Origin of the sequence: Luteitalea sp. (genome assembly GCF_022842525.1) — a bacterium.
Lineage (GTDB): Bacteria > Acidobacteriota > Vicinamibacteria > Vicinamibacterales > Vicinamibacteraceae > Luteitalea.
This window is the reverse complement of the sequence record NZ_JALHPM010000181.1, coordinates 1-12411: the sequence shown is the minus strand read 5'-3', so window position 1 is coordinate 12411 and position 12411 is coordinate 1. Positions and strand designations below refer to the sequence as shown.

Sequence of the window (12411 nt, the reverse complement as noted above, 5' to 3'; positions counted from 1 at the left end):
ACGTGCAGGCGCGCCGCCTCTCGCGCGACCGCCAGCGCGTCGAACTGCGCTTCGCGGAGAACACGCAGCTGCCCACGCTCGATTTCTTCTCGGAAGTGGGCCGCGAACGCCGTGAATCCATCCAGGGCGGCAATTCGCTCGAGGTGGGCCTCACCTTCTCGCTGCCCGTGCAGCGCCGCAAGGCCATCGGCCAGACGCTCAAGGCCCAGGCGGCCCTGGCGCGCGCGGACCTCGACCTGCGCTGGGTCGAGGATCAGGTGCGCGCCGAAGTGCAGGACGCGCTGAGCGCCGTGCGCGCGGCCGCGGCCATCCGCGACGCCGTCTCGGACGAAGTGGAGGTGGCCCGCGAACTCGAGCGCCTGGAGCGCGACCGGTTCGACCTCGGCGACTCCACCCAGTTCCTCGTGAACCTGCGGGAACTGGCGGCGGCGGATGCCGCCGTGCGCGACATCCGGGCGCACACCGACTACGAGAAGGCGCTGGCGCGCCTCGACCGGGCCACCGGCCGCGTGCTGGAGCGAGTGCCGGCGCCCTGATGAACGCCCACGCGCGCTGTCACCCACGGTCCCCGTGCGTCGATCTGCGCCCGCTCCTCTGAGCACGCCTCGTGATACCGTGACGGTGTGCTGCGGAGGAGTCGAGGCATGCGTCGAGGATGCGCACCGGTGCTTGCCGTACTCGTGGTCGGCCTGGCGATGCTGCCCCCGCCAGTCGAGGCCCAGACCGCACCCAGGCTCTCGACACGCGAGCGAGAGGCGCTCGAAGCGCTGGTCGCCGCCGTGGACCGTGCCGCCGCCGGCGAGGCGCCCGCTCTTGACGCGGTGTGGCAGCACCACGTGCTTCGCGTGTCCGACGGCGCGCACTACGTCGCCATCCGTGCGCTCCTGCCCGGGCAGCCGGCGCCCACGGGCAAGGTGGCGACATACGTTCGTCTCGCAACCCGCCGGCGGGCCTTCGAGACGTCGACGCCAGAGCGTTCGGCCGTGCGGGAATGGCTCGTGGGCCTCAGAGCTGACCCCCTCCCGATGCAGCCTGGGCGGGTGACGACGGTACCGGTCGGAGAGATGCCGATCGGAGGTGCCGCGGCATCGACGCGCAGGCCCAGTGAAGCGGTCGACGCGACGTCGGCACTCCGCCTGATGGGCCTGCATCAGGAGCGTGCCGCGAGAAACGACAAGGAGCGCGAGGCCCGGCGTCTCGCGGCTCTCGAACGGGAGGGCACTCGCCTCTCGGAGATGCTGCCCTTCGAGGACTTCGAGTTCGAGACCGCACCGACGGCCACGCCGGACGGCCTTGTGGTGCAGCGGGGCCTCACGGGGGGGCCGGGCGAGTTCGATGCCTACGTGGCGTGGACCAGCATCGGAGGACGAGCCCCGTCACCACAGGTCCTGCGGTATTCACTGTCGCTGCCAGCCGCGACGGCGGCCTTCGGCGTGAGCGACCTCATCGTCGCCGAACGTGCCGCACCACTCACGACGGCGTATGCCCCCACCCAGCAGGGCGCTCACCCGTACGCCCTCGGCGCACTCGAGGTCACGCCGGCCCTGGGCAACGTGCTGCCGGCCGACGGCAGCCTGGGACTCGCCTTCCAGATCATCAATCCGAGCGGGTCGATCACCGGCAAGCCCGACGTCGACGTGAGCTTCGACGTCGCACGGATTGTGAACGATCGTCTGACGACGTTCGGCTCCTTGCTCCCGCAACACTACGACGAGCAATCGCTGCCCGCGGATTTCGACACGGCGAAGGGCCATCCCCTGTTCGGCGCCGTCCGCGCTCCGCTGGCCACGTTTCCTCGCGGGCGGTACCGCATCACGGCGACGGCCCTCGACCGACGGACCGGCCAGCGCGCCAGCCGCGAAGCGTTCTTCACGGTGCGGGGCACACCCGAGAGCCTGCTCCGCGAGGCGCCAGGCGTGGAGACGGCGTTTCGGCGGGAGCACGCGCTCGGCGCCGCGACACGTCAGGCGCTGTCGCGTCAGCTCCGGACAGAGCCCTGCTCGCCGAGTCTGACACGGGCCCTCGACGCGCTCGAGGGCGGCCGGTTCGCCGAACTCGTGCAGCTCGACACGGCGTCGTCTGAGGAGCAGGGACGCGTGCTCGCGCTGCTTGCGGTCGGGCTCTTCGGGCTGGGCGACTCTCCGCGGGCAGTGCTTTCGCAGATCTCGCTGGCGCAGGCCAGGGGAGCCCCAGCCGCGGTCGTCGAGTTCGTCGCCGCCGCGGCCGCGGCGGCGGCGGGCGACGACCGCCAGGCCGTCGCCGCGTGGTCGGCCGCTCGAGCGCAGGGGCTCGACGACTCGCTCGTCGCGCCCTTGCTGGTCGACGGCTACCTGCGGCTTCGCGACACCTCACGCGCCGCTGCGGTGGCTGCGGCCGCACTCGACGCAGAGCCGGCCAACGTCGCCCTTCGACGCGCGCTCGCTGCGACCCACATCGCGGCGCGCCGCTACATCGACGCGCTGCGGGTGCTCGACGCCATCGCCCCTGACGGCGCGGATCAGGACACCGACTTTCTCGTCCTGCATGCGCTCTACGCTGGCTGGGTCGCCCAGCTCCGCGAATTCACGGACGAGCCGTCACGGCAGCGGCTGATGGAGGTCGGCCGGCGCTACGTGGCGGGCGGTGGCCGTCATGCCGCCCTCGTCCGCGAGTGGCTGCCGTTCGCCTCCTCTCCGCGATAGTCGGGCAGGAGGCCTCGGCGCTCACTTCTTCTTCGTTCGGGGCGGCGCGGGCGGGCGCGGAGGCGTGCCTGGCGTCTTGAGCGAGTAGCTGCGGCGAGCGGCGACCGTCACGCCAGGCCGCTTCGTCGTCACTTCGAGCTGGCGCACGCGACGCCGGGGATCCGGATTCGACGACGTGTAGCCGAGCACATAGTAGTCGCTCGTCTCAGCGTCGATCCGCTTCAGCGCCGCGGCGAAGTCGTTGTCGTTGACGACCGCGATGCCGCCGGTCTCTTCGGCGAGGAAGCGCAGGCTGCTGGTCGACTTCTGAAGGAACGTCCGGAACTCGCTCTGGTCCACGTATTGGCCCGTATCGACCACGCCGGCGAGCCCGCGTGGATCGATCGTGAAGAGGCTGGCATTGGCGCGATTCGCTGTCAGCGTCAGTTCCTGCATGAGCAGGAACAGGTCGGCATCGGCACGCACACCGCTCAACCGGAAGTACGGGTTTTCCTCGTCGATGAGCGCCTTCATCGGATCGCCGAAGCGGCCACCCATGATCCGATCCTTCCCCTTGCGCCCCTCGGCAAAGGGATCGAGATCGTAGCCGGGGCTCACGTAGATGACGGCCTTCCGGCGATTACGCACCTGATCGAGCGAGCCGACCATGCTGTACATCGTCTGAAACGCCACCTGGGCGCGAAACCGGATGTCGCCGGGACCACTGGAGCTCTCCAGCATGCGGAAGATCTCGGCGGGCGACGGCCCCGAGCCGCGGATCCGGGTGGCCGCCGCAGCAATCAGCCGATGGTCCGCAGTGGGTTCGATCTCGATGGCCGATGGGCCGCTCGAGACCATCGCCACCAAATCTCCCTCGTGCAACAGGTTGTCGACGATCTGCTGGACCAGGCGGCGGACGTGTGGCGTGTAGTCGACCTCGAAGTGGAGGTCGTCGATGAAGATGATGATGACGCGCCCGGACCCGCCGGTGTCGACCGGCCGCCGCGATGTCGGCAACACGATGCCTTCGGGAGCTGCCTGCGGCGGTGCCAGCAGGTTGAACGTCCGGCCGCCGTGCACCAGCACGAACGCATCGATTCGCTGGTCGACGCCGTCCTCTCGGACGATGAAGTCATCCTTGCTGAGGTCAGGCACGAACCGGCCGTCCTGATCACGCGGGATAGCGTCGGTCGTGACCAGGGCGACATCGGCGCGAAACGTGGGCTGCTGCGCGCCTGAGGGTACGGGCGCCGGCGACTGGGCGGAAAGCGCCCAGCCAGAGAGCACCAGAGCAAGCGCAACGACAGCGGGACGCATACGGTGGATTATAGAATAGGACCGTCCTCACCGATGACCCCCTCGGCCACGCCGCGCGCCCCTGCCTGCGAAGGGCCGTCCCGCCGTCGTCTCCTGCGCGCTGGCACGGCCGCAGCCGCGGCCTGGCTGCTTGATGATTCGTCGTTCGCGCGGCTCCTTACACAAGCCGCGTGTGATGGCGAGGCGCCCGCCGGCACGCTGGTCGACGTGCTACCCGTGACCAGCACACAACCTCGGGCGACCGAGTACGGGGCGATGCTCGGCGGGCCAGGACTGGAGCGCCGGCGTTTCACCGACATCTCCGGGTTGACACCAGACACGCTCGTGACGCCCACGGCACGAATGTTCCTGCGCACCGATGCCCCACCGGGCGTGGCCGAGCGCACGGCTCGGTGGCGGGTGGCCCTCGGGGAAGGTGGCCGACACGGACACGTCGGCATCGAGGAACTGCGGCGCCTGTCGAGGCCTCAGGGCGTCCACCTCAACGAGTGCGCGGGCAATGCCGACCCGAACAACTTCGGTCTCATCAGTGCCGCGGAGTGGCGCGGTGTCCCTCTCGGCGACCTGGTGGCTCGCCTGCACCCGGGCCCGGAGGCCTGGGGCGTGCTCGTCACCGGAGACGACCACGAGGCGTCCTCACGATTCTCGGTACCGGGCGCCAGTTGGATCCTGCCCCTCGCGAACCTGCCGCAACTCGGCGCGTTTCTCGCCACGGAGGTGAACAGCACCCCGCTGCCGCTCGATCACGGCGCGCCGGTCCGGCTGGTGATACCCGGCTGGTACGGGTGCGCGTGGATCAAGTGGGTGCGGGAGCTGGCCCTCGTTGGTCCGGACGCGTTGGTCACCTGGCAGATGGCCGAGTATGCCACCCGCACCCACCAATCGGGTCGCCCGCTGGAGGCGCGCGAGTACGAGGCGCCCGTCATCGACAGTGCAGCGACACCGATTCGCGTGGAGCGGCGCCTGGTGGCCGGGCGGCTCGAGCACCACGTCATTGGCATCGTCTGGGGTGGCACGCGCCCCGTCGACCGGCTCCGGATCCGCTTCGGCTCGCGCGACCGCGGTGTGGAGTTTCCGCTCTGTCCCGCCCCGTCGACGCATCGCACCTGGGCGCTCTGGACATATCGCTGGCGTCCGACCGAACCGGGCCCCTACGACATCGCGCTGAGTGTGCCCGACTCGTCCGTGCGCGCGCGTCGACTCGATCTGTCGTACTACATCCGTCGCGTACGCATCGACGAGGTGTAAGGACGCCGGGCGCGGCCGCCGCTACGGCGCGAGCGCCTTCCGGGCCTCGACGACCTCGGGACGACCGGGGTCTGCGTCCTTCCAGTTCTCCAGGAACTGGGCGTACGCCGTGCGGCTCCTGGCCGCGTCCCCGGCACGGGCGGCAGCCCGCGCGAGCCCCAATACGGCCCGTGAGCGGTTCGGCGTGCGCACGAGCGCCTTCTCGAACCACGTCACCGCGTCGTGCGCCCGATCGAACCGAAGGAGCACCTCGCCGTAGAGTTCGTCTGCGCCCTTCACCGGGTACGGCCGGCCAATCGGCTTCGGCATCCTGGCCTGGAGCGCTGTCGCCTGGTCGAGCTTCGAGAATGCCACGGCGGGCGTGCCATCGGCCGCCGCCATCAGCGCCTCGACCTCGAGCACCATGATCGCCGCCTGCTCCCGCAGGCCGGCGTCCATCGCCGGCGCCGTCGCCTTCATCAGGGCCTCATGGGCCGCCCGCACGCGCGCGGCGTCACCAAGGGTCAGCGCGCTCACGGCGAGCGCGTAGAGTTCATCGACGTTGTCGAAGGTCGCCTGACCGGCCAGCTCCTTCCACGCCTCGCTTTCGATCACGAGACGCGCCCGCATCGACCCCTTGTCGTTGCGCAGCGCCGCGGGCCCCGAGCCTCGTCCGATCTCGCTGTCGCCGTAATGGTGGCCGCCGATGAGGGACTGTTCCGTCGCAATCGCCAGCGCGTGGTCGATGTACACGGCAATCTCGCGCGCCTTCTGGAACTGGCCGCGCTGCGTCAGCGCGTACTGCCACCACACGAGGCTGTGGAAGTCGTAGGTGGTCACCGGCTGGCCGCGCCGCCTGCTCCAGTCCACGGACGCCTGCCACGCCGCCGCATCGCTCTCCGCCGCCTCGGCCCAGTGCCCAAGCTGGACGAAGAAGTGCGCCGGCATATGGAGGGCATGACTCGAGGCGGGCGCGATCGCCGCGTACGCACGAGCCGCGGTGAGGCCGCGGGGCGCGAGCGCCCCATGATCGTAGGCGTGGAGGATGAGGTGCGCGGCGCCCGGGTGTTTCGGATTCTTCGCGAAGACCGCCTCGGCGAGACGCCCGGCCTGCTCGCGGATTGGCAACGAGGCATCGCCGCGGGGCATCGTCGACAGCAACGCGAGCGCATAGAACACACGCGCTTCGTCGTCTGCCGGCTCGGCGGACACCAATGCCGACATCGCGGCCGCATGCGCCGCATGGCGAACCCGGCGGTCGCCCTCGCCCCACAGCGCCTCGACCGCGCGGAGGTACCCACGCTCGCGTTCCGTGGGTGCGCGTGCCAGCCGCGCATCGGCCGTCGAGCCCAGCTTCATCAGGGCGGCGCGCCCCTTCGCGGGATCTTCGCTGAACCACAGCGGCTGGCTGTAGGCGAGCGACTCGCCCCAGTACGCCATCGCGAACGTCGGGGCCTTGGCCTGAGCGGCCTGAAACGACTCGATCGCGTCCTCATAGCTGAAGCTATGGAGCCATGCCACCCCGCGAAGGAAGTCGGCCTGTGCCTCAGCCGGACCGCTCGTGGGAAACGCGAGGTCTCCGAGCGGAGCGTCAGAGGCCGTGACGACGGACTGCAACGTCGGCGCGGCCGCGGGAGACGTCCGGGCCTGGTCGGGTAACGCCCCTGACGACGCGTCCGGCTCTGTTCGGTTGCATGCGGCACCGGCGAGGAGCCCCAGCACGAGGACCAGGCCAATCAGCGTCCACCGCGCAACAATCATCGCGGCCGATCGTACCACCCGAGTCCACGGGGAGCAACTCAGCGTACAGACGAAGGGCGGCTCCCTGCCCATCAGGAAGCCGCCCTCCGCGTCTTGTCAGGAACCAGCCGTTGGCCGGCAGCTCCTATCCGCAGGCTAGAAGCTCAGACGGAACATCAGCTGCGTCAGCCGCATGAAGCCGCGCTGCGTCGTGATGCGGCCGAACTGCGCCGCGCCGACGTTGATGTTCGGTCCCTGGACCTGCACGGTGTTGAGCAGGTTCAGCACCTCGTAGCGCAGCTGGGCACGCGCGCGACCGGCCAGCTTGATGTCCTTCGTGGCCACGAAGTCCCAGTTGTTCCGGCGCGGCGTCCGCACGTCGCCCAGGGTCCGCGGCGCCGTGCCGAGCCGGAAGAGCCCCGGATCGCTGAACGCCGCGGCATTGAGGTAGAGCCCCGGGTTCTGTGCGTCGAAGAAGCGCTCCTCGCGGTCGCCACTCGTGTTCGGATCGGTGCCCGTGAGGTTCGGCCGCTGCATCAGCGCGAACGCCCCGTTGAGGTTGTTCGAGTTGTTCGCCGGCGAGATCGGGAAGCCGCTCTCGAACGAGATGATCGACGACATGGTCCAGCCGCCGAGGATCATCGCGCCGACGCCGCTGTTGGCCCAGCGCTTGCCCTCGCCGAACGGCAGCTGCACGATGGGCGACAGCACCAGCTTGTGCGGCACGTCCAGCACGCTCAGGCCGTACTCGGCGTCCACGTCGTAGGGGTTCTGAATGTTGCCGTTCACCTGCGCGTAGGTGTTGGTCTCGGCGAAGAAGTTGTCGCGCAGGCGGGAGAAGGTGTAGTTGATGCGACCGCCCCAACCGTTGCTGATGCGCTTCTCGAACTTCAGGATGGCAGCGTGGTACTGGCTCCGCCCCTGTGTGTTCTGACGCATCAGGACGTTCAGGAACTGCGGGAACGGGCGCAGCAGCTGCGCGCGTGAGATCGTCGGGCTGGTCACGCTGACGCCCTGACCGACCGGCAGGCCGAAGAACGGGTTCGCCACCTGGTCGTTCAGCGCCGCCCCGAGCGACAGGAAGCTCGGGTCGAGCTGGTTGATGTTCAGGGTCGCGTCGTTCGCGCCGCCAAGGCTGGCGTTACGGATGGTCGAGCCCGAGTACTCGAAGCCGACGGCGATGTTGCCCGGCAGCTCACGGTTGATGTCGAACGAGTACTGGTGCACGTAGGGGGCCTTCTTGTCCTGATCGATGAACTCGATCTGGCGGCCGACGCCCTCGAGCAGCCCAAGCGAGTTGCCGCGCGGCTGCAACACACCGGCCGGGAAGGGGTTGGTCAGGTTCGCCGTCGGGAAGAACTGCCCCTGCTCCATGAAGGTGTCCTGGCTGAAGCCCACCTGTCCGTAGTTGGCGGCACCGACGAACTGATAGGGCCAGGGGGCCCAGTAGAGACCGTAGCCACCGCGCATCACGGTCTTGGGATTCAGCGAGTAGACCATGCCGAGACGCGGCGAGATCTTGATCGGCGGCGGGTTGCCCTGCTGGGTGGCGTTGCCGTTGACGCCGGCATACATGAGACCGCCGCGCATCGGCTGGCCCGTGAGCGGGTTGACGATGGCGCCGAGCTGACCACCCGGGTTGGCCGTGCGATCGAAGCCCACCGTGAAGCGGTTTTCCTCTTCCTGGAGACCGGTCTCGTACTCGAGGCGCACGCCGCCGTTGATGGTGAACTTCGAGTTGACGCGGAAGTCGTCCTGGATGTAGGCGCCGTAGTAGTTGAGGAAGTAGTTCGCCGGGGCCGAGACGTTGATGCGGCTCAGGTTGTCGGGGTCACCCGACGGCAGGCCGAGCAGCAGCGCCGCCATGGCGTTGCCCGAGGCGTTGACGCCGTTGACGCCGTTCACGGCGGGGTTCTGCGAGGTGTAGCGGCGGTCGAAGTTGAACACGCCGGCACCGCCCGAGAACGCCTGGGTGTCGATGCCCACGTTGCGGTAGTCGGCACCGGCCTTGAACGTATGCCGGCCCACGAGCTTCGACGCCGTGATGTTGGCGCTCCACGAGTAGAGGTTGCGGTCCGACGGGTCGAGCGCGCCCAACGTGTAGTAGTCGGTGGCAAGCACCCGGGGGAACTTCTGGGTCTGGATGGCGCTGCCGAACGCAGGCGCGAAGTTGAGCGAGGCGGGGTTGAAGTCAACCGAGAGCGTGTCGTCGTCGCGGAACTGCGTCCAGCCGACGCGGGTCGTGATCACGGTGTTGCTCGACGGCAGCCACGTGTTGTTGAGCGCCAGCATGTGGACCCGGCGCCGAAGCACGTAGTCGCTGCTGTCGATGAAGGCGTTCGGATCGCCCTGCGGCACGACGGCGTTGGCGCAGGGTTCGTCGGTCTTGTTGTACAGATAGAAGCCGTTCAGCGACAGCTTGTCGCTGATGCGGTGATCGACCTTGCCCGTGTACATCATGGCGCGGTCTTCGATGACCGGCTGGCTGTTGAAGTTGGCCAGGCCGTTGCTGACGTCGCTCGTGGGATTCGGGAGGAAGCTGAGCATGGCCCGAGCCACCGGGCTGATGCGATCCGCCGGAATGATGTTGCCGGGGAACTGCTGGCGGCCCTGCCCCGTCACGGGATTGCCCGTCAGCGGGTCGAAGATGCGCACCAGGTTGCCCTGGGCGTCGAAGCTCTGCGAGAAGTCGCCGGCCTTTTCTCGCGCGGTTGGGAGGCGCACGGCCGCGTTGCGGGTCGTCTTCGAGCCGTAGCCTTCGGCCGCCGCCCAGAAGAACGTCCTGTTGCGGGCGATCGGGCCGCCGAAGCCGCCGCCGCCCAGATGGTAGTAGGTGCTCGGCAGGGGCACGCCGGCCTTCTCCGCGAAGTAGTTGTTGGTGATGCCCCACTCCGGCCGGGTCTGGTAGAAGCTGCTGCCCTGCCACTGGTTCGTGCCAGACCGGGTGGCGACGTTGAAGGTACCGCCACCGGTGCGGCCCGTCTCGGCGTCGTAGGTGTGCACCTGCACCGCCACGTCATCGAGCGCCTCGATCGTGGGGTTGGCCGAGGAGCGGTTACGGATGTCGCCCACGGGCACGCCGTCGACCAGGTAGTTGTTGCCACGGCGCGTGCCACCGCCGAGCGAGAGCAACGACGCGTTGGTCTGGTCCTGCTGCCGGTTGAACTGGGGGTCGCCCGTCGCCACGACCGTGGGCAGCGTGACGGCGAAGAGGAACGCCGACCGGCCGCCGCTCGGGAGCGCCGACATCTGCTCGGTGCTGATGACGCCGCCGCCCGACGCATTCGAGGTGTCGATGACCGGCGCCGCGCCGGTAACCGTGATGGTCTCCTGCAGCGTGCCGACTTCGAGGGTGACGTCGAGGGTGATGAACTGCTGAGCGGCAACGCGCACGCCCTTGTTCTCGTACGTCTTGAAGCCCGTGAGGGTGGCCTTGATCGTGTAGAGGCCCGGCTGCACGGCCGTGAAGTTGTATTCGCCCGACTCGTTCGAAACCGCGTCGCGCGACTGGCCCGTCGCCTCGTTCAGCAGTTCCACCGTCACACCGGGAATGACGCCATTCGCGTCCTTCACCGCACCGCGCACGCCGCCCGTAAACGTCTGGGCTGCCGCGAGGCTTCCGGTCATGGCCACCATCAGGCCAATGACCAGCAGTTGCCGCAGGGTCTTCATGGTCACCTCTCGTTAATAGTCCCTAAACACTCACGCCATCCCTAACCGTTCACGTGAGCGCGCAACGCGCGGGACGTCCCGAGAGCAGATCCACCACTCATGCCAACAATCGGAAGCGGAGGGAACCAGGGGACTACCCGGACGAAAGCGCCAGAATCGTAGGGCGAATCCGACGTGTAACGCAAGCGTTACCTGATGCGCGGACATGGTGTCCATCTCAGGATCCAATGCAGCCGCGTGCAGGGCTCCAATTCGCTGGATCCTGCGGTCCGCCGGGCCTAGGGCTCGTCGGTGACGGCGCCGCCGCTTGCCGACCCGACCAGGCGCCGGTATTTGGCCAGCACGCCGCGGTCGTAGGCGCTCTTCTTCGGCTTCCAGGCCTTGCGCCGGGCCGTCAGCTCGCGCGCCGTCAGCGCCACGTCGATGGCGCGGGCCCGGGCGTCGATGGTGATGGTGTCGCCGTTCTTCACGAGCGCCAGCGGCCCGCCCACGGCGGCTTCGGGGGTGACATGGCCCACGACGAAGCCGTGCGTGCCGCCGGAGAAGCGGCCGTCGGTGATGAGGGCGACGTCGTTGGCCAGGCCGCGGCCGATGAGCGCGCTCGTCGGCGAGAGCATCTCGCGCATACCGGGACCGCCCCGCGGCCCTTCGTAGCGGATGACCACGACATGGCCGGCCTTCACCCGGCCGGAAAGAATCGCCTCGAGCGCCGCTTCCTCGCGGTCGAACACGATGGCGCGCCCGGTGAAGCGCTCCCCTTCCTTGCCGCTGATCTTCGCGACGGCGCCGTCGGGGGCGAGGTTGCCGCGGAGCACCACGAGGTGGCTGTCCTTCTTCACCGGCGTGGCGACGTCGTAGACCACGTCCTGGCCGGCCGGGTAATCCGCCACGTCCTTCAGGTTCTCGGCCAGCGTGCGGCCGGTCACGGTGAGGGCGTCGCCATGCAGCAGGCCGGCATCGAGCAGACGCTTCATGAGCGGCGTGAGGCCGCCGATGCGCACGAGCTCCGCCATCACGTACTTGCCGCTCGGCTTGAGGTCCGCGAGCACGGGTACGCGTTTGCCGATGCGGGTGAAGTCATCGAGCGTGAGCTTCACGCGCGCCGCCCGTGCGATGGCCAGCAGGTGCAGCACGGCGTTGGTCGAGCCGCCCAGGGCGATGACCACGGTGATCGCGTTCTCGAAGGCCTGGCGCGTCAAGATCCTGCGCGGCGTGATGCCGTCGCGCACGAGACGGGCCGCGGCCTCGCCGGCGCGGCGGCAGTCGTCGCGCTTCTCGGGTGAAATCGCCGCCTGCGCCGAGCTGTTCGGCAGGCTCAGGCCGAGGGCCTCGATGGCCGACGCCATCGTGTTCGCCGTGTACATCCCGCCGCACGACCCGGCGCCCGGGCACGCGTGCTGCTCGAGGTCGGCCAGATCCGCGTCGCCCAGCGTCCCGGCGGCGTGTTTCCCCACTGCCTCGAACACCGAGACGATGTCCACCGGCTGGCCGCGCCAGATGCCCGGCATGATCGTGCCGCCATAGACGAAGACGGCCGGGCGATCGAGCCGCGGCCTGGCCAGGGCGCAGGCCGGCATGTTCTTGTCGCAGCCGCCGATCGTCACGAGCCCGTCGAACCCTTCGGCGCCGGCCACCGTTTCGATCGAGTCGGCGATGACCTCGCGCGACACGAGCGAGTACTTCATCCCCTCGGTGCCCATGGAGATGCCGTCGGAGATGGTGATCGTGTTGAAGATGACACTCTTCGCGCCGGCCGCATCCACACCCGCCGCCGCCTCGCGCGCCAGCTGATCGA

At 69.0% G+C, this 12411-nt stretch carries 7 protein-coding genes; 3 read left to right on the top strand and 4 right to left on the bottom strand.

Annotation, left to right across the window (positions count from 1 at the left end):
• On the top strand, positions 1-536 hold a 536-nt coding region (locus Q0C41_RS25185), incomplete at its 5' end, for a TolC family protein (RefSeq protein WP_291988623.1).
• Positions 537-644: 108 nt separating this feature from the next.
• Positions 645-2681, top strand: coding sequence for a hypothetical protein (locus tag Q0C41_RS25180; protein WP_291988621.1), 2037 nt, complete (start codon positions 645-647; stop codon positions 2679-2681).
• A 21-nt stretch (positions 2682-2702) separates the two neighbouring features.
• Here the strand turns inward: Q0C41_RS25180 and Q0C41_RS25175 are convergent, their stop codons facing one another.
• Positions 2703-3977 carry a VWA domain-containing protein gene (locus Q0C41_RS25175; RefSeq protein ID WP_291988619.1) on the bottom strand — a complete coding sequence of 425 codons (1275 nt, stop codon included), beginning with the start codon at positions 3975-3977 and terminating at the stop codon, positions 2703-2705.
• A 216-nt stretch (positions 3978-4193) separates the two neighbouring features.
• Here Q0C41_RS25175 and Q0C41_RS25170 point away from each other — a divergent pair, with 216 nt between their 5' ends.
• Complete coding sequence (locus tag Q0C41_RS25170; RefSeq protein ID WP_291988617.1) at positions 4194-5225, top strand: molybdopterin-dependent oxidoreductase; 1032 nt, start codon at positions 4194-4196, stop codon at positions 5223-5225.
• Positions 5226-5246: 21 nt separating this feature from the next.
• Here the strand turns inward: Q0C41_RS25170 and Q0C41_RS25165 are convergent, their stop codons facing one another.
• From Q0C41_RS25165 to ilvD, 3 genes are all read right to left on the bottom strand, one after another.
• Complete coding sequence (locus Q0C41_RS25165) at positions 5247-6725, bottom strand: hypothetical protein (protein ID WP_291988615.1); 1479 nt, start codon at positions 6723-6725, stop codon at positions 5247-5249.
• A gap of 375 nt (positions 6726-7100) precedes the next feature.
• Positions 7101-10616, bottom strand: coding sequence for a TonB-dependent receptor (locus Q0C41_RS25160; protein WP_291988613.1), 3516 nt, complete (start codon positions 10614-10616; stop codon positions 7101-7103).
• A gap of 278 nt (positions 10617-10894) precedes the next feature.
• A partial coding sequence (gene ilvD, locus Q0C41_RS25155; RefSeq protein WP_291988611.1) for a dihydroxy-acid dehydratase occupies positions 10895-12411 on the bottom strand: 1517 nt, incomplete at its 5' end.